The sequence below is a fragment of the Aquabacterium sp. CECT 9606 genome (assembly GCF_918741295.1).
Classification (GTDB): domain Bacteria; phylum Pseudomonadota; class Gammaproteobacteria; order Burkholderiales; family Burkholderiaceae_C; genus Aquabacterium.
Window position 1 is genome coordinate 399,794 of record NZ_CAKKNB010000002.1, and the last position, 25,980, is coordinate 425,773.

The window sequence follows — 25,980 nt, forward strand, 5'->3', positions numbered from 1 at the left end:
CTGAGGTTAAGGGTGTTGCGCGGTGAAGAGCCAGCCTGGCACCGGCACGCCGCCTTCGTTGCGAAGGTGAATGGATTCGGCGCCAATGTGCGTGAAGCCCGCCTGGCCAAGCACGTACTCGACATGGGCCTTGCGGTGGCTGTAGCGTCCGTGGGGGTTGAGGTGGTACTGCTCTGAAGCATCGCCGCCTTCCAGGCTCTCCACGGTGAAGACCAGCCAGCCGCCGGGGGCCAGGGCGCGCCGTGCGGCCTCGGACACCGCTTCCAGCTTGCCAAAGTAGCACAGGGTGTCGGCCGACACAATCAGGTCATAGGCTTGGTGTTGCGCCTGCAGAAAAGCGGTCAGCTCGGCCTTGATCAGCTCGTCGTACACCTGCCGGGGTTGGGCCTTGGCCAGCATCTGGCCAGACAGGTCGATGCCGACCAGGCGCTGGGCATAGGGCGCGATCAGCGGGCCGCACAAGCCGGTGCCGCAGCCGGCGTCGAGCACCTGCCATTGCTTGGCCGGCGTGCCGCCCAGGCGCTTGACCACGTCGCCCACATGTTGCGGCGCGCGGTAAGTGAGCATTTCCAGGTTGGCGTCGAAGCTGTCGGCGAACTCGTCGAAGGTGTTGGCCACGTAGGCATCGTCGGCGCGGTCGGGCACGTCCTGCCCGGTGCAGGCGGCCAGGTAGTGCTTGGGCACGGGGTTGTCGGGCTCCTCAAGCAGCCATTCGCGGTAGACCTTGGCGGCCTCGTCGAAGCGCTTGAGCGTGTAGTACGCGATGCCCAGCATCTTGCGGGCGTGGTGCTGCTTGGGGTTGAGGATCAGGGCTTCGCAGAAGTGCTGCAGGGACTCTTGCGTGCGACCCTGCAGCCGCAGCAGGTTGCCCAGGTTGTTGTGCGCCTCGGGGCGCGTGGCGTCCAGGGCCAGGGCCTTGGTGTAGGCCACCTCGGCTTCTTCAAAGCGCTCTTGCGCGCGCCGCAGGGCGCCCAGGTTGTTCAGGATGGTGGCGTTGCCGGGCGACATCTCGGCCGCTTGCTCGTACGCATCGGCGGCCTCGGCCAGTTGCTTGGATTCCAGCAGCACATTGCCCAGGTTGTTGTACCAGTCGGGCACCTTGGGATCGAGTTCGAGCGAGCGGCGGATGTGCTTGACGGCCTGCTCACTGCGGCCCATCTGGTGGTGCAGCACCCCCAGGAAGTGAACGGCGTTGGCTTGCCTTGGCGTGAGCCGCAGAATGCGCTCGTACATTTGTTGCGCTGCTTCCAAGTGGCCGTTTTGATGCAACTGCATGGCGATGGGCAAGGCGTCTTTCAAGCTGACATGTTGAAGCGCTTTTCCAGGCAAACTTGAGTGTCTTTTGGCGGGCATGTCCCATTATGTCGGCAATTATTTCGGAGGTGGGGTCATGACAGGACGATTGGATTTTGGTTTGCACCATGGGCCTTTTCGGATCGTGGTGCTGGGTGACTTCAGCGGCCGCGGCCTGCGGGCGCAGGCCCACCCCAAGCCCTTGGCGCAGCGTGCGCCTCAGCGCGTGGACATCGACAACCTTGAGGCCGTGTTCAAACGCCTGGCACCCGCCTTGTCCTTGCCCTTGCCAGGCGCCGAGAATGGCCGGCTGGCGCTGGCATTTGGCGCGCTGGACGACTTCCACCCCGATCAGCTGGCCAGACGCTTGCCCATGGTGAGCGCGGCCGCGCCCGCCACCTCCCGTGAGACCGACGCCTCGACACTGGAGCGCCTGCTGGGCCGCAAGCCCGAGCCTTCGGTCAGCACGGGCCTGGATGCCTTGATCCAGCAAATCGTGGCGCCCTCTCTGGTGCCCGAGGCGCCAGCGGGCCATGCCCAGGCCGTGGCCGCACAGCAAGCCGCGCAGGCCGATCTGATGCGCGCGGTCTTGCACCACCCGGCCTTTCAAGCGCTGGAAGCCGCGTGGCTGGGCGTGCAACAACTGGTGCGCAGCCTGGACCTGGACGGTGACCTGCAGTTGTACCTGTTGGACGTGAGCCAAGCCGAGTTGCAGGCCGATGCGGCCGCGGGCCCGACCAGCTTGGCGAACGCGCTCAAGCGCCTGGCCGAGCCGGATGAAGACCTGGCCGCCGTGTCACTGCTCGTGGGCCTGCAAGCCTTCGGACCGTCCGAGGCGGATCTGCGCCTGCTGGCCGCGCTGGGCGCCTTGGCCCGCCAGGTGGGGGGCGCCTTCATGGCCGCCGCTCAATCGGCCGTGGTGGGCGTGCCTTCTTTGGCGGAAGCCGTGGACCCCTCGCAGTGGCCTGGCATGGCTGCGGATGAGCAAGCGCGTTGGGACGCTTTCAGGCGCACGCCCGAGGCTGCTGGTGTGCACCTGGCCTGGCCACGCATCCTGTTGCGCCTGCCCTATGGCCAAGCCACCGACCCCATCGCGGCCGGGCCCTTTGAAGAGATGGCGCCCGCCTTCGTGCACGAGCATGCTTTGTGGGGCAATGGCGCGCTGGCCTGCGCGCAGCTCATCGGCCAATCCTTCATGGACCGTGGCTGGGACATGCGCGTGGGCGACCTGCGCGATGTCGAAGACCTGCCCGCCTATGTGCTGGAGCGCGATGGCGAAAAGCACTTGCTGCCTTGCGCCGAGGCCAACCTGAGCGAGACCGTGGGCGACCGCCTGCTGGCCTTGGGCCTCATGCCCTTGCTGAGCTACAAACACCGCAATGCGGTGCGCGTCATGGGGTTCCAGGCCCTGGGTTGAGGCCTGATTCGCTGATGCTGGTCGCGCCGACGATGCCGTTGTCGCAGTCCGGCAGGTGCCGGCTCCAGTGGTCCTGGCGGCGCTGAACCACCACCACGCCGCGCAGGGCAGGGGCTTCGTCCAGGCGGCCTTGCAGTTCTTTTTGTGATTCGCACAGGTAGCGGTTGCAGACGTCCGAGCGCATCTCGCGCGGCAGGGCGCAGCCACTGGCCGTGTGGTTGATGCACGAGCCCACCTGCGTCTTGGGGGCCAGGCGATCTAGGTAGGCCGACATCACCTGTTCAGGCCGCCAATGGGGCTGTTGCGCCATGACGCGGCGCATGGTGTCAGCCGACAGGTAGGCGGTGTCTCCGCCGCGGGTGCAGCAGCCACCACGGCACAGGGCGCAAACCTGGCCGGGCAGTGTTGACCTGCTCGCGGTGGCCACCGTGTCGGCGGGTGGCGCTTCATCGCCGGCCAAGTTGGCCTGGGCAATGATGTCCTTCAAGTGATTGCGGTAAGTGTGGCGCCGGCCTTGCGCCAGTTTTCGTTGGCGCGTGGGGCCACTGGGCAGGGCCAGCCGGATGAATTGATCAGCTTGGTGGCCGGGCAAATGGGCCTCGACCGCAGCCCACTGGACCAGGTTCTCCACGGACTCGGCCACCGTCAAAGCCCGCAGGCGTTCGTCCTCGGCGCGGGCGCGGGCGCGTTGCTCGCGCGTGTTCCTGGCCCGCCAGTGCAGGTGCCTTGCAAAGGCCGCCTCGCTCATCGTGGCGCGCTGATCCAGCACCATGCGGCAAGGCACCGCGTGGCAGATGGGGTAAGGCCCTGTTGCGCCGGGTGACCGCGCGGTGAGCCCTGTGCCGCACACCACGCATTCCAGGCGCATGGCGTGGCTCACACCAGCTTGGCGGCCTTGCGTTTGATCGACGCAAAGAAGCCCTTGCTCTGGTGCGTGGCCTTGTTCTGCGACAACCCTTCCAGCTGGATGCGCGAGGACGCGATGTTTTTGCGCGCGATCTTGAGCAGCGGGTCCATCTGGGTCTTCTTCATCTTCTCGACCTTGTCCATCCAGCCCGGCAGGCCGATGTCGGCCACGAAGAAGTTGGCCACCGACGAGGTGTCGGCGCAGGTCAGCAGGTAGCAGCCCAGGATGGGGCAGTCCTCGAACACCGTGAGGTCGAGCGTTTCAGGCGTGGCCAGGCGGCGGTTGCCCGCGCGCATGTCCTTGATGGACAGGCCCAGCGAGAACAGCTCCAGGCCCAGGCTGGCCAGGGCATTGGCCAAACCGATGGCGGCCGTGGTACCGGTGCCCATGTCGGCGAACAGCCCGGCGATCTTGGCGCCCGTGGCCGTGGCCTGCTGCGCCAGTTGGACCGAATGCCGGGCCAGGTCGCGCTGGATGAGGGTCTGCACCGCCTCGGCCGCAGCCACCGGGTCGCCCCGCAGGAAGCCCTTCTTGTAGTTGCGGCACTGGTACAGGTTGTAGCCGTCTTCGACCACGGCCTTGCCCGCCTTGGCGAGCTTGCCGCCACTGACCAGCACCCCAACCACGGGCACGATCTCGGCAATGATGTCGGCCAGCACGGCCGAAGTGATGGCCTCGATCACATCCTCGATGCCCTCCAGGTCAGCGCACTGCACGATGAATTCCTTCACCGCCTTTTCAACGCCCGGGATGGCCGAGACGCTGCTGGCGGTGGTCTTGGCCGGGCCTGCCAGCTTGTTGCTTGAGGAGCGCGCCTTCTTGGCCGAGGCCATCAGCTTCTTGGCCGCGGCCACCTTGTCGGTGGAGCCGAACTTGAGCTGGGTGCCCTTGAAGGTCTGTTGCAGTAGGTCGCGGCGGGCATTGGCGATCGCGCCCATGCCGATGTAGTCGGCGCGTGTCAGGGTGGTGGTGGCCATGGTGTGTTACTGCCTTGATGGGGGGTGTCAGGGTTGAACGGTGACGGCGCGGTCGACCAGCTTGACCAGGTAGGTCTTTTTGTTCTCGCTTTTGACCAGCAGGCTTTGGCGGTCGGGGCTCAGGCTCATCTCGGTGATGAAGCGGTCTTGCACGTCTTTCTCTTCCTGGGCGTCGTAGGTGGTTTCATAGAGCATCAGCGTCCAGAGCTCTTGGCCACTGGCCACGTCGATGGCCGCGATGACGCCGCCGTTCTGCGCAAAGCCGCGTGAGCGGGCGCCGCGCACGACTTCGTAGCGGGTGCTGCCCGCCACCATGGGGGCAACACTGGGGACTCGGCGTTTGGGGCTTTCCATGGTTTTCTCCGGAGGGGCGGCTGCGTGTGTGGGGGGGCATGACCAAGCCGTCATACTCAGCAGCCAGAGCATGCTTGAGAGCGCGGCGGGCCAGGCGTTCATGTCAGGACCTTGGTGATGGTGCCTTTGGTCAAGGCGCCCACCATGTCGGCGGCAAAGTAGGCCCAGCTGTCGGCATTCTTGAGGGCCTGTTCGGCCGAGAAGCTGTCTCCCGGCTTGAGGCCGTCATCGTCATAGCGGATGTCGTCGGTCTTGACCAGCTTGTGCGACAACTCGTGCACCACGGTCAGCGCGCACAGCCACAGCTTGGGGATGCTGCCCAGCGCGTTGCGCTTGCCCGCGGTCAGGAACACCTGGAAGATGTAGATGACGGGCATGGCGTCCGCCTCATTGACCGAGGCGTACACGTTGTCCCATTCACCGCTGGCCCGAAGGTGAGGCCGATCCGAGAAAATCACGCGCGATGAATTGCAGCTGGCGTGGATCTTCTTGAAGCCATCGGCCAGGGTTTTGGCCGTGGCCGCGACCTCATCGGCCGAGGCGCCCTCGGCGTGGAACCAGCGCTTGATCTTTTCAAGCGTCTTGGCGTTGGGCGAGCCCAACTTGATCTGGACGTCGGCCGACCACTTGCGGGCCAGTTGCAGCGAGTCCGACATCATCTTGCGGTTGCCCTTGCCAAACACCTCGGTGTCGGACTGCAACTCGGCCTTCAGGTCGGCTTCGCTCTTGCCCGCCAACTGGTCGTAGGGCCAGGTGACGAAGGCCTTGGGCGGATCGACCACCCAGATGCTTTGGTCGCCCTTTTTCTCGACCATGTGGAAGTGCTGCATGGTCTTGATGAGGGCGGCGCGGTCCTGGTAGCCCGCAGTGCCCGTCTTGCTGGCCTTGGCGATTTCTTCGGCCATGGCGGTCTTGGCCACCGCCTTGCCTTTGCTGGCTTTCTTGAGCTGGTCGCGCAAGTCATCCAGCACCTTGGCCTTGCCGGCATTGGGGCCGTCGGCTTCCAGCAAGGTCTTGAGGTTGGCCTCGATGGTTTTCCAGCTGTCGTCCAGTGTGGGGGATTTCAGCAGGTCAACCGACTTGTTGTAGACATCGGTGAAGACGTTCATGAAGGATCCTGTTGGTCGCCAGGCGGCGGTTGGTTGCAGGAGGGGCTCGGATCAGCGCTCGGCCACCAGGAAGGCTTCCCAGAAGCCTGTCGCCGTGTGCTGCAGCTTGTGGTAACCGTTCTGGGGGTTGTAGTGGATGTCCCAGAAATGCTTGATCTGGATGATGTGCGTCTTGGCGTGGTTCATCTCGGTCACTGCCACGCGGTCTTCGTCCTTGATCTTGTCAGGGAAGGCCGGGATGACGGCGTTCTGGCTGATGATCCGGCCGTCGCCCAAGGACAAGGCCACGTGGCCGAACACCTTGTGCGGCGTGACGAAGTAAACGGCCATGCCCTTGGGCACGATCCACTTGCCAGTCCCGAATTTGTTGGTCACCAGTTCGGGTGGCGTTGCCAGCTTGTACTCGATGTCGGTCAACCAGCCGCAGCTTGAAAACACCGGGAAGAAGTGGTTGCCGTCCTGACCATGCAGCTTGTTGAACAGGAAGCGGCGCGAGATGGCGCCCGCCTGGAAAGCCCAGAACACGACCGCGTTGTAGCAGTTGAACTCGTAGGCGGCGCCTTGCTTGTACTGCCCGCGCACCGCCAGGGATGGCGGCACGTTCACGTTCTGCCAGTTGGGCATGGAGGCGATGTTGGCCAGGGCATCGTCGGCCACCATGCCGGGCGTGACGCCTGGGATGGTGAACCAGCTGCGCATTTCGGCCAGCAGGTCCGGCTCCGAAGTTTCAGGCAAGACCTTGACGCGGGCCAGCTCGATCGCCAGAAAGGCCGGGTCGGTGAGGAACAGCCGGGTCGCCAGCATCAAGGCGCGTTTGGCGCGCCTGGGTTCGCGGTTGGTGGTGCGGTCGGCCGAGGAGCCCGTGGCCCCCAGCGACAGCATGCCCCCGATGGTCGATTGCTGGTTGGCCGACAGCTTGTTGACCTCGTCCACCATCTCCTGCCAGTCGACGGTGGACAAGTTGGCCTTGACGTAGTCAAGCGTGTCGGTGAGCCGCTCGTCCTTGGTCTTGAGGAAGCGCATTTCAGGCATGACAGCCCCTTTCAGGCGAAGTCGTAGCTGAACTCACCGTTGGTCACGCCAACGTTCACACCCTTGATCTCCTGGCCCTCCATCATCCGCGTGAGGAACTCGCGCGAGACATCGGGCAACATGGTGTTGGTCAGGATCGCGTCGATCATGCGGCCGCCCGATTCGCCTTCGGTGCAGCGCGACACGACCAGCTTGACCACGTCCTCGCTGAAGTTGAAGGGGATCTTGTAGCGGGCCTCGACGCGCTTCTTGATGCGCTTGAGTTGCAGCTTGACGATCTCGCCCAGCATGGCGTCGGACAGCGGGTAGTAGGGGATCGCGACCAGGCGGCCCAGCAGCGCGGGCGGGAAGATCTTGAGCAGTGGCTCGCGCAGGGCCTTGGCCATGCCTTCTGGGTCGGGCATCAGGTCGGGGTCTTTGCACAGGCCCGCGATCAGGTCGGTGCCTGCATTCGTCGTCAACAGGATCAAGGTGTTCTTGAAGTCGATGAAGCGGCCTTCGCCGTCTTCCATGAAGCCCTTGTCGAAGACCTGGAAGAACATCTCGTGCACATCGGGGTGGGCCTTCTCGACCTCATCCAGCAGCACCACGCTGTAGGGCTTGCGGCGCACGGCTTCGGTTAGCACGCCGCCTTCGCCATAGCCCACGTAGCCGGGAGGCGCGCCCTTCAGCGTGCTCACGGTGTGCGCTTCCTGGTACTCGCTCATGTTGATGGTGATGATGTTCTGCTCACCGCCATACAGGGCTTCGGCCAGGGCCAGCGCGGTTTCGGTTTTGCCGACGCCCGAGGTGCCCGCCAGCATGAACACGCCGATGGGCTTGCTGGGGTTGTCCAGGCCCGCGCGCGAGGTCTGGATGCGCTTGGCGATCATCTCCATCGCGTGGTCTTGTCCGATCACGCGTTGCGCCAGCAGCGAGGACACGTTCAGGATGGTTTCGATCTCGTTGCGCGCCATGCGGCCGACGGGGATGCCGGTCCAGTCGCCGACCACGGCGGCCACGGCCTGGTAATCCACCGTGGGCAGGATCAGCGGGGTCTCGCCTTGCAGCGTGGTCAGCTTGTCTTGCACTTCTTTCAGTTGGGCCAGCAGGGCGGTGCGTTCGGCTTCGGCCTGCTCGGCGCTTTGCACCGGGGCTTCTACGGCCGCCACGGCTTCGGCCGCGGCCTCCAGCGGGCTGCCCGTGCCTTCCACCGGGCGGATGCCGGCGCGCAGCTTGGCGCGCAGGGCCAGCAGTTCATCGACCAGGGTGCGTTCGCTGTTCCAGCGCTCTTCCAGGCTGGCCAGGCGCGTGCGCTCAGTGGCCAGGAATTCGGTGGCGTCGGTTTCGCGCTTGCCGATGTCGATGCCGATGGCCTTCTCGCGGCCGATGATGCCCAGCTCGGTTTCCAGGGCCTCGATGCGCTTGCGGCAGTCGTCCACTTCAGCGGGCGTGGCATGCAGGCTCACGGCCACGCGGGCGCAGGCGGTGTCCAGCAGGCTGACGGATTTGTCAGGCAGCTGGCGCGCGGGGATGTAGCGGTGCGACAGCTTGACGGCGGCTTCCAGCGCTTCGTCCAGGATCTGCACCTTGTGGTGTTTTTCCATGGTCGAGGCCACGCCGCGCATCATCAAAATCGCGCGCTCTTCCGTGGGCTCGTCCACCGTCACGGTCTGGAAGCGGCGGGTCAGCGCGGGGTCTTTCTCGATGTGCTTCTTGTACTCGGCGAAGGTGGTGGCGCCCACGGTGCGCAAGGTGCCACGCGCCAGGGCGGGCTTGAGCAGGTTGGCGGCGTCGCCCGTGCCGGCGGCACCGCCCGCGCCCACCAGCGTGTGGGTTTCATCGACGAACAGGATGATGGGCTTGGGGCTGGCCTGCACTTCGTCGATGACGGCGCGCAGGCGTTGCTCGAACTCGCCCTTCATGCTGGCGCCCGCTTGCAGCAGGCCCACGTCCAGCGAGCGCAGTTCGACGTCTTTCAGCGAAGGTGGCACGTCGCCACGCGCGATGCGCTGCGCGAAGCCTTCGACCACGGCGGTCTTGCCGACACCGGCCTCACCGACCAGGATGGGGTTGTTCTGGCGTCGGCGCATCAGGATGTCAACCACCTGGCGGATCTCGTCGTCGCGGCCCACGATGGGGTCCATCTTGCCGCTGCGCGCTTGCTCGGTCAGGTCCACCGTGAACTTCTTCAGGGCTTCCTGCTTGCCCATCTGGGCGGGGGCCAAGGCACCGCTGGCTTCGCCGGGCGCACCGCCCACGCCGGAGCCATCGCTGGCGCCCAGGCCATCTTCGGGCGAGCCTTCGATGATCTTGGCGAGGTTCTCGCTCAGGTCATCGGGCTTGACCTTCTCGAACTGGCGCGAGATGGCGAACAGGGCGTTGCGCAGGAAGCTGGTCTTGAGCATGCCCAGCAGCAGGTAGCCGGTGCGCACGGCGCTGTCACCGAACATCAGCGAGCCATACACCCAGCCGCGTTCGACGGCCTGGCTGATGTTGTCCGACAGGTCGGAGATGGCGGTGGCGCCGCGCGGCAGGCGGTCCAACGCGGTGGTGATGTCCTTGGCCAGCACCGAGGTGTCCAGGCCGTAGTGCTTGATGATGCGGTGCCAGTCGCTGTCGGGGTTCTGCACGATCTGCGCGACCCAGTGCTCCAGCTCGACGTAAGGATTGCCCCGCAGCTTGCAGAACACGGTGGCGCCTTCGACGGCCTTGTAGCCCGTGCTGTTGAGTTTGCCGAACAGGGTGACGCGGTTGATTTCTCCCATGGTGGGGATCCTTTCAGTCAGAACGTTTGTGTTTAAGCGGCGGTAGCGCGGGGGCCTTGGGAAGGCCGTCGCCAGGATTCGGGGTGCAGGGTGAGCGAGTCGGCGTGGCCGGTCTGGCGGCGTTTGCCGACCCAGCTCGTCCACCCCAGGCGGCCATTCAGACCAGGGCGCGTGGCGGGCACGTCGGTGCTGCGCAAATGCAGGCGCACGTCCCAGTCCAGCTCCATGCTGAAGTACTGGCGCACCAGCGCGGTCACGCCGGCCATGGCCGGGCCATCGGGCAAGAAAGCTTCGTACTGGGCCAGGCTCAATGGACCGATGTGGATGCGGAACTTGTGCTGCCGGTCCCAGACCTTGCCGCCCAGCACGGCGCCTGATCCGAGTTGCGAGCTGATGCCGCCACCGCGTTCCATGCGCGTGCGTTCGCTGACCGGCAGCGTCATCCAGTGGCCGACGAAGGTTTCGATGCGCACGCGTTGGCGCAGGTAGCCGCTGAGCAGCGATTCCAGCCCTTCGGCATTGCGCACCTGGCGCGACAGCTGGCCGGCAAAGTACAGCTTGATGTGATCGGGCGCGGCATCGCGCTGGCGCCACGTGGGGCCGCCAATGCCCACCAGCGAGCCCACGTAATCGGCGAAGCGGTCCTGGTTGGGCCGGTCCAGGCTGACGGTGGGCTGGGCCTGCGCCCAGGCGCGGTAGAACAGCAGCAGCAGCCGGTGGTGGAACAGGTCGGCGAAGCGCGAGAAGGTGTGGTCGCCCTTGTGCAGGATGCGCTCGCGCGCGTGCTCGGTCAGGTGCAGCGGCAGCGGGCCATTGGGGCCGAACAAACCAAAGAAGCGCACCTCCAGGCGGGGCATCGCGCCATTCACGCCGTACTTGAATGAGGACAAGGTGCTGGGCGCAAAACCCAGGTCGGCCGTCTGGCCCAGCCGCAAAGGCTCATCCGCGGGCTTGCGGGCCGTGCCCAGGCGCGGCTTGCCGGGGTGCGCGGCTTCGATCCAGCGCAAGGCGTGGAAGAAGTCGTAGCGGTACGGTTCGGCGGCCAGGGCCGCGAACGGATCGCTGGGAGGCACGTCGGGCACCATCAGATGATCGCCCGCGTGCCAACGCGCGGCACCCAGCGCTTGATGTCACCGCGCGACTGCGAGCGCAGCGTGGTTTCGGTGAAGGCGTTGATCGACACATGCCGCGCGAAGAAGTTCTCCAGCACGGCGCCGAACAGGAAGGCGCTCAGGCCCTGGAAGGCCATTTCATCAACCTCGAGGTTGATGGCCAGGCCGCGCCCGAAGGTGATGGGGCCGGGCATGGGCAGGCGCCGCACGATGGGCTGCGTGCTGACCGAGCGCAGGCCTTCGATCTGCTTGAGCATGCCGCCGTCGCCGTTGTCAGCGTACAGGGTGAGCAACTCGCGCAGGGCGGCAGCGCCTTGGTGCGCATCGGTGTCGAGCAGCGACAAATAATTGAGCGACAACTGGTTGACGAACTTCCAGGCGATGCCGCCTTCGCGCAAGGCCGACAATGGCTTGGACGGCCCCTTGAGCACGCGGATGGCCTTGACCGGTGCCGAGTCGTCGAGCGTCAGGTCGCTTTGGCCCAGGCCCACGGGCATCAGCAAGGGCAGGTCGCGGTTGGTGCACAGGGCGCTCAGGCCCAGTTGGCGCAAGTCGCCGGGGTAGGGCGCCTCGCGCGGGTCCACCAGCGAGATGTACATCTCCGTGCCCACGTAAGACGAGCGCGCGCCGTTGCGCTTTTGCGTGGTCGACAGCAGGCGCGGTTCGCGCTGGATGGCGTAGTAGGCGTTGTGCTGGCGGTCTTCGGTGTGGAAGGCCGCGTAGAAGGGCAAAAACCGCCGCTCGCTGTCGATGCCCACGCCATAGCCGTTCACCTCCAGCAGGTCGTAGATCTCGAAGTCCATCGGCCTGGTGCGGTCCACCAGCACATGGTAATCGTTCTGCGTGGGCGTGACATGGATGCGGTCGCAGCGGCGTTCGAACAGGTTGATGGCCGGGGTGCAGTTCAGGGCCAGGTTACTGGCATCGACCACGCTCTCCAGCGAGGCATCGGCGCGGTCGAACAGCAGCACGATCTCGGCCTCGGTGCCGCCTTGTGCGCGCAAGGCATCGCCCACACCTTGCAGGTCGAAGAACAAAAAGCGCTGCGGAAACGCGAAGTACTCTTGCAGCAGGCGGTAGCCCGAGAAGCCGCGCAGGCTCAAGGGCAGCAGCGCGTGCTCGTCGTCAAAGCCCACGGGCTGCACTGCGGTGGCGGGCAGGAAGGTGTGCTGCGTGCTGCCTTTGCCACCCGGCATGACGAGCGCCCCAATGGTGCTGCCCAGCACGCGCTCGTGCAGCTTGTAGGCGATGTCGTCGCTGCCGCTGAGGTGCAGGCGCAGGTCGTTCAAGGCCAATTGGTTGAAGTTGACGCCTGCCGTGGTGCGCAGCTTCAGGCGCAGGCCGCCCTTGACTTTGCGGCCCACGGCCAGTGTGGACAAGGGCAGGTCAGCCGCGTAGCTGAAGTACTCGACGCCAGTGATCTCCAGCGGCCACAGGGTCACGTCGTGGGCGGTGCGGAACTGGCAGGCGGTTTCGTCCTTGGCGACCTGGCTGCCGCGCATGGGGCTGCCGCGGGGCACGGTCACGCCGCGCGCCAGGTTGCTGTCGCCGAGGTCGGGCTGCAGTTGGGCGATCAGCATGGCCGGCGTGGGCGCCAAAAAGTGCGGGTGCACGATCTCCAGCAGGCGCTGCGTGAAGCGCGGGAACTCGGCGTCCAGCTTGAGCTGCACGCGCGCGGTCAAAAAGGCAAAGCCCTCCAGCAGGCGCTCTACATACGGGTCGTTGACCTCGATGCCATCGATGCCCAGGCGGCCTGCGATCTTGGGGAACTGCTGGGCGAACTCGGCCCCCATCTCGCGCAGATGCTGCAATTCCTGGTTGTAATAGCGCAGCAGTCGCGGGTCCATGAAGCTCTTCTTACCTTGTCAGTTCTTTGATTTCAACCTGGCCGGACTCCAGATCGACTTCGGTGCGCAGCATCAGCTCGAAAGGCACGGGCTGCGCCCACAGGTTGCAGGTGATGCGAAAGCTGATGACGTTGTGGTGGTCCATCGTCATCTCGTCCATCAGGGCGCTGACCTGCAGGGTGGACGCCATGATGCGCGGCTCGAAATCCAGCAGGGCCTGGCGTACCTGCGCTTCCAGGTCGATCACGTCCAGGGTCGAGGCCGTCTCGCCCGACAAGGTGGGCAGGCCGAAGTTGAGCACCGAGCGCTGCACATGCGGGTGCGCAGGCCAGTTGAAGTCGCCCGACATCTGCGTGCTGTTGAACAGCCAGGCCAGGTCGCGCAGCACGGCCTCGCGCATGCGGTTGCGCGACATCACCCGCATCTCGCGCGACTCGACCTGGACGTCAGGGTTGTCGTCCATCAAGCGGTCCAGCAGCGCGGGCTGCAAGCGCTCTTGGGGCGTCTGCTCGGCCATGGTGGCGTGCTTACTCGGCCGCGGCGGCCGTGTCCGTGGCGTCGGACGGCGTCGCGTTGAAGGTGATGGTGCGCAGGTCCATCAAAGGAAAATCGCCCTCGTTGGTGGCGAACAGGCGCTGGCCCAGACCGGTGTAAAAGCCCGGCAGGGGCTCGACCCAGTCGGTCTTGCGCGACAGGGCGATGAGCCCGTCGGTGCTGGCCTCCGAGTCGGCGTAGCGCGTGGGGATCAGGCCCACCGATTCGCCACCGTTCTCGAACACGAAGTGCGCAGGCATCCACACGGCGTCGCGCAGGTCTTCAGGCGGGTCGATGGTGAGTGCGCTCAGGCGCGCGAAGGGCACCCAGTAGTATTTGCCATTGATGACGGCCTCGATGACTGGCCCTAAGCGCATGTCGGCGTCGGCGATCCATTCGAAGGCCTGCGCATCATCGCCCTGACCCACCGTGCCGCTCACGGCCGGTGCTTGCTCAAAGGCCTGGTCGCGCAGCGATTTGGCATCGGCATGCTCGCCCTTGCCTTCGCGCAGCAGCGCTTCGATCAGCAGCGCCAACCAGGGCTCGGGCTGGCCAAAAATCATCGGCACCTTCTGGCCCTTGAAGACCTCGGCGCGCAGCAGCTCGCACTTGATGCCTTCGCGGTAGGTTTGCGCCATGGCCAGGGTGGAGGCATCGAGCTCGGTGGCCACGTTCAACTGGTTGAGCGCACGCTCCCACTGGCCCAGCACGCACAGCAGCTGGAACAGGAAAACGCGCAGCTTGGCATCGCCCGGCTTGCCGCGGATCAGGTCTTGCAGTAGCTTGAGCGCCTGTTGCGGATCGCCCGCGCGCAGGCTGTCTTCGGGGGATGTGGTGGAAGGTGCGTTCATGTCGGTCTCGGTCAGGCGGGGCCCACGTCGGTGGAGAAGTTGGAGCCGCCTTTGCGCGAACCCGTGCCATCTTGTGGGTAGTAATCGATCGAGATCTTCTGGAAGCTGAGGCTGAGCTTCTCCACCATCTGGTGGGCGGCGCCTTCCACGGTGGCCACGTCGTACGACGTGATGCGCGCGTTCTCGATCGTCACGATGAAGTATTCAACGGGCTTGCTGCCGGACTTGCGAACGGTGAGCACGCCCTTCTTGATCAGTTCGTTGTTGCGCATGACGGACATCAGGGCCGTCGAGGCGCTGTCCACGCGCTTCGTGATGTTCAGCGCATCCAGCGCGGTCTTGCCAGAAGCGCCGCCGCCGCCCATGGCGGAGGGTGAGCGCATGCCCCATGACCAGTCGAGGATGTCGATCTCACCGGCGTGCGTGGTGTCGTTGGCTTCACCCTTGACCGCGCCAGAGCGGCTGCCATCGACTTTGAAAAACATGTCACCCAGGGACATAAGGAACCTCTGCCAATGGCGTGCGATGAATTCAAACCATTGAAGGGCAAGGGGCTGACCCCTTGCCCTTCAAGAAATCGGCGGTCTGATCGAAGATCAGGCGTCGACGTTTTCGGCGATGTTGTAGGTGGCCAGCACTTCGCCGCCTTCCTTGGCGCCGGTCTTGTCTTGTGGCTGGTAAGCCACCTTGAACTTGGCGAAGTTCAGCGTGACGTTTTCCGTCAGGCGGTCTTCGCCACCGCTGCCGCCCGTGCTCACCGAGGTGACCATCACTTCGGTCAGGGTGATCTTGAGGTACTCGAGCGGCTTGTCGCCGGCCTTGCGCACGATCAGGGTCGCCTCTGGGTAGTGGGTGCCCTTGCAGCAGGCCAGGATCAGGTTGGTCGACGACTTGTCGATGTACTTCGTGAAGGAGAGGTCCTGCACGTTGACTTTGCCGGAACCAGCGCCGCCGCCGACGTGGGCCGAGCCGGAGTTGCTCATGCCCCAGCTCCAGGCCAGAACGTCGATGAGGCCCGCGTGGGTCTTGTCGCGCGACTCGCCCTTGACGTCGCCGATCTTGATGAACATGTCTACAGCCATGGTGTGCTCCTAACTTTGCAAGTGGTGTGAATAACGTTTGAAAATGGCCTGCGACCCGATCAGCCCGCCTTGGCGGAGGGCAGCTTCGAGACCAGGCGCAGGGAAACCGTCAGCCCTTCGAGCTGATAGTGAGGGCGCAGGAAGAACTTGGACGAGTAGTAGCCGGGGTTGCCCTCGACTTCCTCGACGACCACTTCGGCGGCGGCCAGAGGCTTGCTGGCCTTGGTCGACTCGGATGAGTGCGCAGGATCCCCGTCCACGTACTGCAGGATCCAGTCTTGCAACCAGCGCTGCATGTCGTCGCGTTCCTTGAACGAACCGACCTTGTCGCGCACGATGCACTTGAGGTAGTGCGCGAAGCGGCAGGTGGCGAACAGGTAGGGCAGGCGGGCGGCCAGATTGGCGTTGGCCGAGGCGTCCGGGTCGTCGTACTCGGCGGGCTTTTGCAGCGATTGCGCGCCGATGAAGGCGGCGAAGTCGCTGTTCTTCTTGTGCACCAAAGGCATGAAGCCCGCCTTGGCCAGTTCCGCTTCGCGGCGGTCGGCGATGGCGATTTCGGTGGGGCACTTCATGTCCACGCCGCCGTCGTCGGTCGGGAAGGTGTGCGAGGGCAGGTTCTGCACCGCGCCACCCGATTCGATGCCGCGGATGCGCGAACACCAGCCAAACTCCTTGAAGGAGCGGTTGATGTTGGTCGCCATCGCGTAGGCGGCATTGGCCCAGGTGTACTTGTTGTGGTCGGCGGCGCCGGTGTCTTCCTCGAAATCGAATTCTTCGACCGGGTTGGTGCGCGAGCCGTAAGGCAGGCGCGACAGGAAGCGGGGCATGGCCAGGCCGATGTACTTGGCATCGTCCGACTCGCGCAGCGAACGCCACGCGGCGTATTCGGGCGTCGAGAAGATCTTGGTCAGGTCACGCGGGTTGGCCAGCTCTTGCCACGATTCCATCTGCATGGTCGTGGGCGAGGCGCCCGAGATGAAGGGCATGTGCGAAGCCGCGCAGACCTTGGCCATCTCGGCCAGCAGTTCCACGTCGGGCGGGCTGTGGTCGAAGTGGTAGTCGCCGACCATGCAGCCGAAGGGCTCGCCACCGAACTGGCCATATTCTTCTTCGTACACGCGCTTGAAGATGGGGCTTTGGTCCCACGCGGTGCCCTTGTAGCGTTTGAGCGTCTTGCCCAGGTCCGCCTTCGAGATGTTCATCACGCGGATCTTGAGCTGCTCATCGGTCTCGGTGTTGTTCACCATGTAATGCAGACCGCGCCAGGCGCCTTCCAGCTTCTGGAAGTCTTCGTGGTGCATGATCAGGTTGATCTGGTCGGACAGCTTCTTGTCGATCGCGGCGATCATGGCCTCGATGGACTTGATGACGTCGTTGCCGATCAGCTTGGTCTGCGACAGCGCTTGCTGGGCCAGGGTCTGGATGGCCGTCTCGACGGCGCTCTTGGCCTCGTCGGTCTTGGGCTTGAATTCCTTTTGCAGCAGCGAAGCGAGGTCGCTGCCTTCCAGCGTGGCGCTGGCCAGGGCCGAGTTCAGTTGGGTTTCTGCCATGAGGTTCTCCAGGTTACTCGGCGGGCTTTTCAGCGCTGCCCAAAGTGGCCAGCAGGGCGGGGTCGGCCAGGACCTTGGCGATCAGTTCTTCGGCGCCGGTCTTGCCGTCCATGTAGGTGACCAGGTTGGCCAGCTGCTGGCGCGCGTCCAGCAGCTTGCTCAGCGCATCGACCTTCTTGGCCACGGCGGCGGGCGAGAACTCGTCCATGTTGTCGAAGGTCAGGTCAACGCTGATGTTGCCTTCGCCGGTCAGGCTGTTGGGCACCTGGAAAGCCACGCGGGGCTTCATCGACTTCATGCGCGAGTCGAAGTTGTCGACGTCGATCTCGAGGAACTTGCGGTCGGCCACGGGGGCCAGCGGATCAGCGGGCTTGCCCGACAAATCGGCCAGCACGCCCATCACGAAGGGCAACTGCACCTTCTTCTGGGCGCCGTAAAGCTCCACGTCGTATTCGATCTGGACGCGCGGTGCGCGGTTGCGCGCAATGAATTTCTGGCTACTCATGATCACCTCCGGTCAATCTGGGTGGGGAAGGGTTGGTATCGTCCGAAGCGCGTCATCATTCGACGTCTTCGGATTGGATGCTTTCGGGGTCGACGCCCATGATGCGGGCCACCTCGTTGAGGGCGTCGGGGGCAAGTTCGCGCATCAGCTGCAGGAAGTTCTTGTTGATCAGTCGGCGGGCACGGCGCAGCAACAACTGGGCCGGGTTGGTGGGCTCGGTGCGTTCGAGGTAGTCGCAGACCATGTCGATGGCTTTGAGCGCGTCGGCCCGCGAATCAACGGCGCCGCTCAGGCCCTTGCCCGAAGAGCGTGGCGCGGCGCCGCCTTCGCCTGGCGAGGCGTCGGTGCCTTCGTCGGCGTTGGCACCGGCTTCATCGCCCGCACCAGCGGTGGGCATGACCTGGTTCACCAGGCTGATCAGGTTGTGCAGCGGGCGCACATCCGGGGCACGCTCGATGCCCACATGTTCGTTGAGCAGGCTGCTCAGGGACTTGAGGTTGGCCAGCGCGGCCGTGACCTGGCCCGGCAGCTCGGCATTTTGAGCGGTGGCCGCGGCCAGCATCTGCTCGACCTGGTGGCGGGTCATGGGCGTCTCGCCCTCGCGCGGCGGGTACTTGCCCATCATCACTTCGATGTCGCGTACGCGCAGTTCGCCGATCGAGCGGTTCTGGATGACCAGCGCGTTGCGCACATCGCCCACCATGCCTTCGACCTCGCCCAGCAAGGCCAGCACATTCAAGCGCGCATAGGCATCGCCATCATCGGGGTCGGGCTGGGGGTGGAGCTTGTCCCAGAAGCGGTCAAGCAGGCCCAGTTGCAAGCGCAAGGCGTCGGCCAAGGCGCGGAAACCGTTGATCTGGATGTGCGCGCGTGCCCAGTGCATGGCCACGCGCAGGTCGCGGGTGCGCTCGAAAAGCGACTGGCTGATGTCGTGCACCTGGCGCCAATCGGGTGGCTCGGCCGGTGCGAACTGGGTTTCGGGCTTGCCGGTGGCGGCTTGGGCCAGCTCCAGGAAGGTGTTGTCGTATTCCAGGTCTGGGCCACAGGGGGCATCCGCATCGGGCAGCGGCTCGAACCAGTCGTCCACGATGGTTCGTTCGCCAGTGCTGGATGGGTGGAAGTCTCCCGATTCACTCATCTCGTCAACCTATTGAATTCACTGCTGAGGAGCATGAGTGTCTACGAATTGGAGGCCCTGCTGTGACAACTTTGCAAAAGCTGTTGAGTTTTGTCGCTTTGGCGTTGCTGTCCGCAATGAGTGGCGATTCTGGTTGGATATTTTGGGCGCAGTCAATATGCAAGCTAGGGGGGTGATGCTAGAGGTAACACCTAGATGACAACGCCCCGCCACCGGCTAAGCGGTGGCGGGGCGTGTGGGGAGAAGCGTACTGAGGGGGGCTTTAGAAGGTTTCCCAATCGCTGTCGGAAGGCGGCGCGGCGGTTTTGCTGGCGCTGGCCGTGACCACCGGTGCGCTGATGGGCGTGGCGGGTTTGGGCAAGGCGGCCCTCGCTGGCATGGTTTTGGCGGGGGCGGGCACCGCGGGGGTGGGCGTGTGGCGGGCGGTGGTCTGGGCCTTGGCGATCACCGTGCTGGCTGCGACCTGTGCATCCACGGGCGAGGTGGCCATGGCGGGTTTGGTGACCACATGGTGGCTGCCCAGCTTGAAGGCCGACACGGCTTGCGCCAGGCGACCGGCTTGGTCCTTCAGGCTCTCGGCGGCGGCGGCGGATTCTTCCACCAGCGCGGCGTTCTGCTGCGTCATCTGGTCCAGTTCGCTGATCGATTGGTTGACCTGGCCGATGCCGGTGCTTTGCTCGGTCGAGGCCGCGCTGATCTCGCCAATGATGTCCGACACGCGGTTCACGCTGGTCATGATCTCGGTCATCGAGTTGCCAGCGTCTTGCACCAGCTTGGAGCCCGAATCAACCTTCTCGGAAGAAGCGTTGATCAGGGTCTTGATTTCCTTGGCGGCTTGCGCGCTGCGTTGGGCCAGTGAGCGCACTTCGCCCGCCACCACCGCAAAGCCACGGCCCTGCTCGCCGGCACGGGCCGCTTCCACGGCGGCGTTCAGGGCCAGGATGTTGGTCTGGAAGGCGATGCCGTCGATCACGGTGATGATCTCCGTGATCTTGCGGCTGGCCACGTTGATCTCCGACATGTTGGACACCACTTGCGAGACGATCTGTTCGCCACGCACGGCGGCTGTGGCGGCGCCCGAGGCCAACTGGTTGGCCTGGCGGGCCGAGTCGGCGCTCTGGCGCACGGTGCCGGTCAACTCACCCATCGAGCTCGCGGTTTTTTCGAGGTTCGATGCGGTGTTCTCGGTACGATTGGACAGGTCCAGGTTGCCGCTGGCGATCTGTTGGGATGCCGTGGCGATCGAATCGGTGGCGTTGCGGATCAGTGTGATGGTGTCGCGAAGGCGGGTCGTCATGTTGACGACCGAGGCGCGCAGCGAGGTGCTGTCGCCGGCATTGGGGGCGATGGTCAGGTCCAGGTCGCCTTCCGCGATGCGGCCGACCAGGTCGCGCAGGACGGTGGGCTCGTCGCCCAGATCGCCCCACACCGATTTGACGATGGCCGCCGAGGCCACGCCCAGCACGCCCAGCACGATGACGCCGGTGATGGCCGACACCCACAAGCTGGTGTTGACACCGTTCTTGGCGTCGGTCTGGGCTTCAATGATGGCGGCTTTGGCTTGCGTCTTGCGGGTGTCCAGCAGCTTGCTCAGCACGGTTTGCGACGATTGCATTTGCGTGACCAAGTCACCCGGGGGCGCTTTGGTCAGCAGCGCGCGCGTGGCTCCAATGGCCGAGGCCTGGTAGGCGTTGAAGGCGGCGGCCAGTTCCTTGGCCACGGCCTCCTTGCCCTCCAGCTTTTGCATCGAGGCCAGGGCGGCCTGCGCGCTGGCCACCATCGGGTCGGTGTCTTTGATGCGGTCTGGATCGCCTTCCGCGGCGGCGGTCTGCAAGGTCAGCCGCAGTTGTTCGGTGCTGCGGTCCACGGCCAGCACGTACTCGCTGTGGGGGCTGTCGACGGCTTCCAGCTCGGAAAGCCCGCGCGAGGTTCGCTCACCCACGAAGAAGCTCAACGCCACGCCGACGACGAACACAGCGCCCGCACTCAGCGGCAACATCCAGATCTTGGTACGAAAATTCATTACTTTTGCTCCGGGCATGCGCCGCTAATGGGCGCAACTCATGGGTGATCTATGACGCTATCGGCATCTTGTGGCCTGGACTGAAGTGGCAAAAGCCGAAAATATGGGTGGCCTGGCGTGCATTCCTTGCATTCAGCCCTCCCTAGAATCCGGGGATGAGTTCTCCCGCCGTCGTTGCCAAGCCCCCCACCACCCGCCGCCTGATGTTTTGGGTTGCGCTGCTGTATTTTTCAGAGGGCCTGCCGCTGGGGCTGTTCTTCGACCTGTTCCCGGTTCACCTGCGGCAGGCCGGGGTGGGGCCGGCAGAAATCGGGCTGCTGAGCTTGCTGGGCCTGGCCTGGACCGTGAAGTTTTTGTGGGCGCCCCTGGTGGACGCCTGGCGCCACCACCGGGTGTGGATGTCGGCGGCCAACCTGGGCATGGCCGCCGTGCTGGCGGCATTGGCGATGAATCCCCAGGCCCTGGGGCAGGGCGAGACCTGGCCTTGGGTGCTGCTGGCGGTGTTCACGTTTTTATCGGCCACCAACGACATCGCCACCGACGGCTACACCATCGAGCAACTGGCTCAGGGGCAATACGGCGTGGCCAACGGCCTGCGCATCGGCTTTTACCGGGTGGGCATGTTGGCCGCGGGCGGTTTGCTGGTGGCCGCGGGCTGGATGGGCACGCCCGGGCATCCCAACTGGGGCGCGGCTTATGGCCTGGGGGCGGTGCTCATGCTGATGAACGGCGTGGCGGTGCTGCTGGCGCCCAAACAACCACCCCGGGCGGCCCGGCCCGAGGGGGCTTCCGCGCGTGAATGGCTGGTACTGCGCCAGCAACCCCTGTGGCTGCTGGCCTTGGGGCTGGTGATGGCAGGCCTGCTGTGGCCGGCCCTGGCGCCCCTGGGCAAAACCTTGGATTGGGCCTGGGTGCAGGCGGTGTCGGGCACTTGGTGGTTCAAGGGGGCGGTGCCGGTGGGGCTGATGTTCGCGGGTGCGGGCCTGATGGTGACTGCCGCGCAAGGCCCGCAGGCCCAGGCCCTGGCCGATGGTCCCGTGTTTGGCGCCTGGGTGAGCCTGCTGGCGCGGCCCGGCATGCTGGCGGTGCTGCTGTTCATCTTGCTGTTCAAGCTGGGCGATGCGGCCATGGGTTTCATGGTCAAGCCGTTTTGGGTGGACGCCGGTTTCACGCCGGCCCAGATTGGCCTGGTCAGCGTCAACGTGGGCCTGGGGCTGTCAATCGCCGGGGGGCTGGTGGGCGGCTGGTACGTGGACCGCGCTGGCATCTTCAAGGGCTTGTGGGTGCTGGGCCTGGCCCAGGCCATGTCCAACCTGGGCTACGCCGCGGCCGCCTGGACCGTGCCCCACGCTTTGCCGGGCATGGTCGATCCGCAATACCAGTTGGTGGTGTACGCGGCCAGTGGGCTGGAAAGCTTCACTGGCGGCTTGGGCACGGGCGCCTTCCTGGCCTTTTTGATGGGCATCACCCACAAAGCACGGGCCACGACCGAATACGCCATCCTGTCGTCCATCTTCGCGTTTTCACGCGCGGTGGCCGGTTGGGCGGGCGGCCTGGGGGTGGAGCAAATGGGCTACGCCTCGTTCTTCTTCTTGACGTTCTGGTTGTCGTTTCCGGCATATTTGCTGCTGCCGGCGGTGCGCCGTATGCTGAATCGCTCGGAGGAGCGTTGATATCACATGGATAAACGAATGAATGCTGGTCGGTTGGTGCGGATGGCGGTGTTGCTGTCCCTGGTGGGTTTGGGTGCGGGCGCGCAAGCGCGCGAAGGCGTGGAGGTGGGCAAGCAGTCAGGTCTGTCGCGCCTGGTGTCGGCAGACCAGGTGGAGCAGATGGCCGCGCAGCAGTATGTGCAGCTGGCCACCCAGGCCAAGGCCCAGAACGCCTTGCTGCCCGACAACCACCCCCAGGTGATCCGCGTGCGCGCCATCGCGCGGCGTTTGATTCCTTACACACTGGAGTGGAACCCCCGGGCCGCCCAGTGGCGCTGGGAAGTCAATGTGTTGCAGTCCAAAGAGATCAACGCCTTTTGCATGCCCGGGGGCAAGATCGCTTTCTACACCGGCATCCTGGACCAGCTCAAGCTGAATGACGACGAGGTGGCCATGATCATGGGCCACGAAATGGCGCACGCCTTGCGTGAACACGCCCGCGAGCAGATGGGCAAATCGGCCGCCACAGGTTTGGGTGCCAGTGTGTTGTCCAGCCTGCTGGGCCTGGGCCGCACCGGTGACATGGTGCTGAACGCCGGCCGCAGCCTGCTGACCTTGAGCTTTGGCCGCAAGGACGAGACCGAAGGCGACCTGGTGGGCATGGAGCTGGCCGCACGTGCCGGTTACGACCCCCGCGCGGGCCTGACCTTGTGGAAGAAGATGGGCGAGGCCAGCAAGGGCGCGCCACCACAGTTCTTGTCCACCCACCCGGCCAGCAGCACGCGCATCCAGGACATCCAGGCCAGTTTGCCCAAGGTGATGCCGCTGTACCAAAGGGCCGCCAAGCCTGCGCAGCGCTTTGACCGGTGAGCGGGCGCCCGCCGGCATGCGGGGCGTGGGTACGCCAAGTGCTCATGGGGTGGCATGGCTTACACCACCACACCCCACCACGCGCACGCGCGGTTGAAGCACAAGATCATGGACCCTGGCTTCCCTTGTGTTGCCGCACGTTCGGTCATCAACCGTAAAACTTATCGATTGAGCAGCTACGGCGCCTTGGGATCTTCGGAAGCGGCCCTGGCCATTTGCCATGATCTTTACGAGTTCTCGCACGAGCTGCCTCCAGGGCAGGCGCAGTTCACCAGCTTCTTCGCGATGTTCGACGGGCCGCTTGAGCAGCTAACCGAGCTTGAGTTTGAAGCCCTGCTGTGGCGGCAACTCCAGCTGATCCACGAAGTCGATGCGCGGCATTTCAAGTGGGATGCCACGGTCAGCAAGGACCCGGACGACCCGAAGTTTTCATTCAGCGTGGGCGGGCGGGCATTCTTTGTCGTGGGCTTGCACCAGGGGGCCTCGCGGCTGGCGCGGAAAATGGCGCAACCTTGCCTGGTCTTCAATCCGCATGATCAGTTTGAGACCCTGCGGGCCGAGGGCGGCTACGAGCGCTTGCAGCAAGTCATTCGCCAGCGCGAGATGGCCTACCAGGGGTCGGTCAATCCGGTGTTGACGAACTTTGGTCAACAGGCTGAATCAAGGCAGTACTCGGGGCGTTTGGTCCCGAGCCAATGGAAGTGTCCATTCAAGCAAAGCTTTTCCAACCACGATGAGTGATCACCCCTGCGACCACCACGCGCGCATTGCGCCCCAAAGCGGCACCGGCTTCCACTTGAAGAAGGGCCAAACGCTGAGGATCATCGACCCCATGGGGGAGCAGGTGGCCGATTTGTTCTCGGTGAGCGAGCATGACCATCGCTGCACCCTCTCATCCGGACGCAGCCTGGACTATGCCGGCAAGATCTACCTCAGCAAGGGCGATCTGCTGTACGCCAACGACAGCCGCGTCATGTTCACCATCCTGGACGACCGCGTGGGCAAGCATGATTTCTTGCTGACGCCCTGCAGCCAGGAAATGTTCGAGATCCTGTACAAGCACGTGGGCCACCACCCCAGTTGCTTTGAGAACCTCAGCCGGGCACTGGCACCTTTTGGCATCGACAACGCCCAGATCTCCACCACCTTCAATGTGTTCATGAACGTGAACATCCACGAAGGCGGCCGCATGACGGTCGATGCGCCCACCTCCAAGGCGGGTGACTTCATCGACCTGCGGGCCGAGATGGACATGGTGTGCGGGCTGACCGCTTGCTCGGCCGAGGGCTCGAACAACGGCACGTTCAAGCCCATCGACTTCATGATTATTTGAGGTAAGGGTTGTACAGGCGCTCTTCGCCCAAGGTGCTCTCGGGGCCGTGCCCGGGCGTGAAGGTGACATCGTCACCCAGCGGCAGCAGCTTGTGTTTGATGGCGTGGATCAGGTGGGCATGGTTGCCTTGCGGGAAGTCGGTGCGCCCAATGCCACCGGCGAACAGCACATCGCCCACGAAGGCGTGGCGCGTGGTGGGCTCGAACAGGATGACGTGGCCCGGCGTGTGGCCGGGGCAATGCAGCACTTGCAAGGTGCAGTGGCCGATCTGAACCGTGTCGCCATCGGCCAGCCAGCGCGTGGGCGCAAAGTGCTCGGCTTGGGGAAAGCCAAACATTTGTGATTGCTGGGGCAGGGCGTCAATCCAGAACTGGTCGGCCGGGTGCGGGCCCACGATGGGCAACTGGTACTCGCGAGCCAGGGTGCCGGTGGCGCCCGCGTGGTCGATGTGGGCGTGGGTGAGCCAGATGGCCTTGAGGTTCAGGCCGCGTGCTTTGACCTGGCTCATCAGCTTGGGGATGTCGCCGCCGGGGTCGATCAAGGCGGCGTCTTTGGTTTCATCGCACCAGACCAGGGAGCAGTTTTGCTCGAAGGCGGTGACGGGGATGGTGAGGCGGTGGAACATCCTTTGAATTATAGGAAGCTGAAAACATGGTTTCGAACTTGCATGGTGGGCTTGATCAATGAGGTGCTGTTCATGCACTTTTGTGGGCCGAGACTATTGTGATCTGGCGAAGCGCTCGGCCAACCAGTGGCAGCTTACGACCCAGCCATGGCCACCTTGAAAGAACAGGGAGTCTGTCGAACGTGCACGCTTGAATGGCTCTCTTGTTCAACCATCATCGATTGCTTGAGCCCATCGTTCATATCCATCAGGCCGAGATCGGGCCTGACTTCAACCAACCAGCCTCACACCCGGGGCGATCCGCCACCTGGAGTTTTAGCTGGTGCGAACGCCCTCAGGAAGGTGTCTACACAGGCATCAATGTGCGCCAAGTCCTGCGCTGGATCTGCACGCTGCAGACCCAGCATCAGCTTGAAGTTTGCCGCACCCAGGAGCAAAGAGAGGAATTGATCCGCCGCGATCAGTGGCTGCTCTACCCGAAGCGACTGGGCCTTGTGGGCTGCCTCCAGGTAGCTGGCAACACCCTGGATGATGCGAGCGGGGCCTTGGTCATAAAAGGTTCGGCATACCTTTTCTTGCTTGCCTGCCAAGTTGAACAGCATTCGCTGCTGTGCGACCACTTGCTCATCCCTCATGAGCAGAAGGAATTGAGCACCCATGCGCTTCAAGGCGTCTCCTGGATTGTTCGCGTCCAGGTCTTGGCTAACGGCCATGCCAGCGACTTTGTCGCTGAGTGTGCTGACCACAGCCGAGAACAGTTCATCTTTGGACGGGTAGTAGGTGTAGACCGTGACCTTTGAGACCCCGGCCTCCTGGGCGACCGACTCCATGCTGGTCCTGTCGAAACCAAGCTGAAGGAACTGGGACGCGGCGGCGTCCAACACGCGCTGAATTCGCTCAGCGCTGCGGGGGCGTCCTCGACGCGAGGCTGGCGGGGTGGAGTCGGGCATTTCAAGAATGGAAGTCATGGCAAGGACATAGGGTCTATCCTACCCTGCAAATATATATTTACTGAACCGTTC

The 25,980-nt window shown here is 64.4% G+C and carries 24 protein-coding genes; 5 read left to right on the forward strand and 19 right to left on the reverse strand.

What is annotated here, in order from left to right:
* Positions 1-6: 6 nt before the first annotated feature.
* Complete coding sequence (locus LQ232_RS09515; protein ID WP_371820166.1) at positions 7-1,353, reverse strand: tetratricopeptide repeat protein; 1,347 nt, start codon at positions 1,351-1,353, stop codon at positions 7-9.
* Between the two features lie 37 nt (positions 1,354-1,390).
* Here LQ232_RS09515 and LQ232_RS09520 point away from each other — a divergent pair, with 37 nt between their 5' ends.
* Positions 1,391-2,710: a type VI secretion system contractile sheath domain-containing protein gene (locus tag LQ232_RS09520; protein WP_230180082.1), complete on the forward strand. Its 1,320-nt coding sequence runs from the start codon at positions 1,391-1,393 to the stop codon at positions 2,708-2,710.
* Here the strand turns inward: LQ232_RS09520 and LQ232_RS09525 are convergent.
* From LQ232_RS09525 to LQ232_RS09600, 16 genes are all read right to left on the reverse strand, one after another.
* A complete protein-coding gene (locus LQ232_RS09525; protein WP_230180083.1) occupies positions 2,685-3,578 on the reverse strand; it encodes a hypothetical protein in 894 nt (297 codons plus the stop codon). The genes LQ232_RS09520 and LQ232_RS09525 overlap by 26 nt on opposite strands.
* Before the next feature lie 8 nt (positions 3,579-3,586).
* A complete protein-coding gene (locus tag LQ232_RS09530) occupies positions 3,587-4,594 on the reverse strand; it encodes a hypothetical protein (RefSeq protein ID WP_230180084.1) in 1,008 nt (335 codons plus the stop codon).
* A 27-nt stretch (positions 4,595-4,621) separates the two neighbouring features.
* Positions 4,622-4,948: a hypothetical protein gene (locus LQ232_RS09535; RefSeq protein ID WP_230180085.1), complete on the reverse strand. Its 327-nt coding sequence runs from the start codon at positions 4,946-4,948 to the stop codon at positions 4,622-4,624.
* Between the two features lie 98 nt (positions 4,949-5,046).
* Positions 5,047-6,057 carry a M35 family metallo-endopeptidase gene (locus tag LQ232_RS09540; protein WP_230180086.1) on the reverse strand — a complete coding sequence of 337 codons (1,011 nt, stop codon included), beginning with the start codon at positions 6,055-6,057 and terminating at the stop codon, positions 5,047-5,049.
* Between the two features lie 51 nt (positions 6,058-6,108).
* Positions 6,109-7,089: a hypothetical protein gene (locus LQ232_RS09545; RefSeq protein WP_230180087.1), complete on the reverse strand. Its 981-nt coding sequence runs from the start codon at positions 7,087-7,089 to the stop codon at positions 6,109-6,111.
* A gap of 11 nt (positions 7,090-7,100) precedes the next feature.
* The gene (tssH, locus tag LQ232_RS09550) at positions 7,101-9,836 is read right to left on the reverse strand and encodes a type VI secretion system ATPase TssH (protein ID WP_230180088.1); all 2,736 of its coding nucleotides are present in this window, start codon (positions 9,834-9,836) and stop codon (positions 7,101-7,103) included.
* 32 nt (positions 9,837-9,868) lie between these two features.
* Positions 9,869-10,909, reverse strand: a complete 1,041-nt coding sequence (gene tssG, locus LQ232_RS09555; RefSeq protein ID WP_230180089.1) for a type VI secretion system baseplate subunit TssG — start codon at positions 10,907-10,909, stop codon at positions 9,869-9,871.
* 11 nt (positions 10,910-10,920) lie between these two features.
* Positions 10,921-12,795 (reverse strand): type VI secretion system baseplate subunit TssF, encoded by a 1,875-nt coding sequence (gene tssF / locus LQ232_RS09560; RefSeq protein ID WP_230180090.1) that lies wholly within the window; start codon positions 12,793-12,795, stop codon positions 10,921-10,923.
* Between the two features lie 10 nt (positions 12,796-12,805).
* Positions 12,806-13,312 (reverse strand): type VI secretion system baseplate subunit TssE, encoded by a 507-nt coding sequence (tssE, locus tag LQ232_RS09565; protein WP_230180091.1) that lies wholly within the window; start codon positions 13,310-13,312, stop codon positions 12,806-12,808.
* Positions 13,313-13,322: 10 nt separating this feature from the next.
* A complete protein-coding gene (locus LQ232_RS09570; protein ID WP_230180092.1) occupies positions 13,323-14,180 on the reverse strand; it encodes a type VI secretion system accessory protein TagJ in 858 nt (285 codons plus the stop codon).
* Positions 14,181-14,191: 11 nt separating this feature from the next.
* Entirely contained in the window at positions 14,192-14,665 is a 474-nt protein-coding gene (locus LQ232_RS09575; RefSeq protein WP_230180093.1) for a type VI secretion system tube protein Hcp, read from the reverse strand.
* A gap of 111 nt (positions 14,666-14,776) precedes the next feature.
* Complete coding sequence (locus tag LQ232_RS09580; protein ID WP_230180094.1) at positions 14,777-15,262, reverse strand: type VI secretion system tube protein Hcp; 486 nt, start codon at positions 15,260-15,262, stop codon at positions 14,777-14,779.
* Between the two features lie 59 nt (positions 15,263-15,321).
* Complete coding sequence (gene tssC, locus LQ232_RS09585) at positions 15,322-16,812, reverse strand: type VI secretion system contractile sheath large subunit (RefSeq protein WP_230180095.1); 1,491 nt, start codon at positions 16,810-16,812, stop codon at positions 15,322-15,324.
* 13 nt (positions 16,813-16,825) lie between these two features.
* Positions 16,826-17,317, reverse strand: a complete 492-nt coding sequence (gene tssB / locus LQ232_RS09590; protein WP_230180096.1) for a type VI secretion system contractile sheath small subunit — start codon at positions 17,315-17,317, stop codon at positions 16,826-16,828.
* Positions 17,318-17,372: 55 nt separating this feature from the next.
* Positions 17,373-18,455, reverse strand: coding sequence for a type VI secretion system protein TssA (tssA, locus tag LQ232_RS09595; RefSeq protein WP_230180097.1), 1,083 nt, complete (start codon positions 18,453-18,455; stop codon positions 17,373-17,375).
* Between the two features lie 262 nt (positions 18,456-18,717).
* Positions 18,718-20,478: a methyl-accepting chemotaxis protein gene (locus LQ232_RS09600; RefSeq protein ID WP_230180098.1), complete on the reverse strand. Its 1,761-nt coding sequence runs from the start codon at positions 20,476-20,478 to the stop codon at positions 18,718-18,720.
* A gap of 155 nt (positions 20,479-20,633) precedes the next feature.
* Here LQ232_RS09600 and LQ232_RS09605 point away from each other — a divergent pair, with 155 nt between their 5' ends.
* Genes LQ232_RS09605 through LQ232_RS09620 form a run of 4 tightly spaced genes read left to right on the forward strand, consistent with a single transcriptional unit; the run spans position 20,634 to position 24,333 of the window.
* Positions 20,634-22,151: an MFS transporter gene (locus LQ232_RS09605; RefSeq protein WP_230180099.1), complete on the forward strand. Its 1,518-nt coding sequence runs from the start codon at positions 20,634-20,636 to the stop codon at positions 22,149-22,151.
* Positions 22,152-22,169: 18 nt separating this feature from the next.
* Positions 22,170-23,000: a M48 family metallopeptidase gene (locus LQ232_RS09610; protein ID WP_371820167.1), complete on the forward strand. Its 831-nt coding sequence runs from the start codon at positions 22,170-22,172 to the stop codon at positions 22,998-23,000.
* A gap of 54 nt (positions 23,001-23,054) precedes the next feature.
* On the forward strand, positions 23,055-23,741 hold the full coding sequence (gntA, locus tag LQ232_RS09615; protein WP_230180100.1) for a guanitoxin biosynthesis heme-dependent pre-guanitoxin N-hydroxylase GntA: 687 nt from the start codon (positions 23,055-23,057) through the stop codon (positions 23,739-23,741).
* Complete coding sequence (locus LQ232_RS09620; protein WP_230180101.1) at positions 23,734-24,333, forward strand: DUF1989 domain-containing protein; 600 nt, start codon at positions 23,734-23,736, stop codon at positions 24,331-24,333. The genes gntA and LQ232_RS09620 overlap by 8 nt, the downstream gene beginning before the upstream one ends.
* Here the strand turns inward: LQ232_RS09620 and LQ232_RS09625 are convergent.
* Positions 24,326-24,958, reverse strand: coding sequence for an MBL fold metallo-hydrolase (locus LQ232_RS09625; protein ID WP_230180102.1), 633 nt, complete (start codon positions 24,956-24,958; stop codon positions 24,326-24,328). The genes LQ232_RS09620 and LQ232_RS09625 overlap by 8 nt on opposite strands.
* 284 nt (positions 24,959-25,242) lie before the next feature.
* Positions 25,243-25,926: a TetR/AcrR family transcriptional regulator gene (locus tag LQ232_RS09630; protein WP_371820168.1), complete on the reverse strand. Its 684-nt coding sequence runs from the start codon at positions 25,924-25,926 to the stop codon at positions 25,243-25,245.
* Between the last annotated feature and the right edge of the window lie 54 nt (positions 25,927-25,980).

Bases quoted from the DNA above. Each gene is read 5' to 3' on its own strand.
- gntA (WP_230180100.1), top strand. From the start codon at position 23,055: ATGGCTTACACCACCACACCCCACCACGCGCACGCGCGGTTGAAGCAC.
- tssB (WP_230180096.1), bottom strand. From the start codon at position 17,317: ATGAGTAGCCAGAAATTCATTGCGCGCAACCGCGCACCGCGCGTCCAG.
- LQ232_RS09610 (WP_371820167.1), top strand. From the start codon at position 22,170: ATGAATGCTGGTCGGTTGGTGCGGATGGCGGTGTTGCTGTCCCTGGTG.
- LQ232_RS09605 (WP_230180099.1), top strand. From the start codon at position 20,634: ATGAGTTCTCCCGCCGTCGTTGCCAAGCCCCCCACCACCCGCCGCCTG.
- tssA (WP_230180097.1), bottom strand. From the start codon at position 18,455: ATGAGTGAATCGGGAGACTTCCACCCATCCAGCACTGGCGAACGAACC.
- LQ232_RS09630 (WP_371820168.1), bottom strand. From the start codon at position 25,926: ATGACTTCCATTCTTGAAATGCCCGACTCCACCCCGCCAGCCTCGCGT.
- LQ232_RS09545 (WP_230180087.1), bottom strand. From the start codon at position 7,089: ATGCCTGAAATGCGCTTCCTCAAGACCAAGGACGAGCGGCTCACCGAC.
- LQ232_RS09540 (WP_230180086.1), bottom strand. From the start codon at position 6,057: ATGAACGTCTTCACCGATGTCTACAACAAGTCGGTTGACCTGCTGAAA.
- tssH (WP_230180088.1), bottom strand. From the start codon at position 9,836: ATGGGAGAAATCAACCGCGTCACCCTGTTCGGCAAACTCAACAGCACG.
- LQ232_RS09515 (WP_371820166.1), bottom strand. From the start codon at position 1,353: ATGCCCGCCAAAAGACACTCAAGTTTGCCTGGAAAAGCGCTTCAACAT.
- LQ232_RS09620 (WP_230180101.1), top strand. From the start codon at position 23,734: ATGAGTGATCACCCCTGCGACCACCACGCGCGCATTGCGCCCCAAAGC.
- tssE (WP_230180091.1), bottom strand. From the start codon at position 13,312: ATGGCCGAGCAGACGCCCCAAGAGCGCTTGCAGCCCGCGCTGCTGGAC.
- LQ232_RS09625 (WP_230180102.1), bottom strand. From the start codon at position 24,958: ATGTTCCACCGCCTCACCATCCCCGTCACCGCCTTCGAGCAAAACTGC.
- LQ232_RS09580 (WP_230180094.1), bottom strand. From the start codon at position 15,262: ATGGCTGTAGACATGTTCATCAAGATCGGCGACGTCAAGGGCGAGTCG.
- LQ232_RS09600 (WP_230180098.1), bottom strand. From the start codon at position 20,478: ATGAATTTTCGTACCAAGATCTGGATGTTGCCGCTGAGTGCGGGCGCT.
- tssF (WP_230180090.1), bottom strand. From the start codon at position 12,795: ATGGACCCGCGACTGCTGCGCTATTACAACCAGGAATTGCAGCATCTG.
- LQ232_RS09530 (WP_230180084.1), bottom strand. From the start codon at position 4,594: ATGGCCACCACCACCCTGACACGCGCCGACTACATCGGCATGGGCGCG.
- LQ232_RS09535 (WP_230180085.1), bottom strand. From the start codon at position 4,948: ATGGAAAGCCCCAAACGCCGAGTCCCCAGTGTTGCCCCCATGGTGGCG.
- LQ232_RS09570 (WP_230180092.1), bottom strand. From the start codon at position 14,180: ATGAACGCACCTTCCACCACATCCCCCGAAGACAGCCTGCGCGCGGGC.
- LQ232_RS09525 (WP_230180083.1), bottom strand. From the start codon at position 3,578: ATGCGCCTGGAATGCGTGGTGTGCGGCACAGGGCTCACCGCGCGGTCA.
- LQ232_RS09575 (WP_230180093.1), bottom strand. From the start codon at position 14,665: ATGTTTTTCAAAGTCGATGGCAGCCGCTCTGGCGCGGTCAAGGGTGAA.
- LQ232_RS09520 (WP_230180082.1), top strand. From the start codon at position 1,391: ATGACAGGACGATTGGATTTTGGTTTGCACCATGGGCCTTTTCGGATC.
- tssC (WP_230180095.1), bottom strand. From the start codon at position 16,812: ATGGCAGAAACCCAACTGAACTCGGCCCTGGCCAGCGCCACGCTGGAA.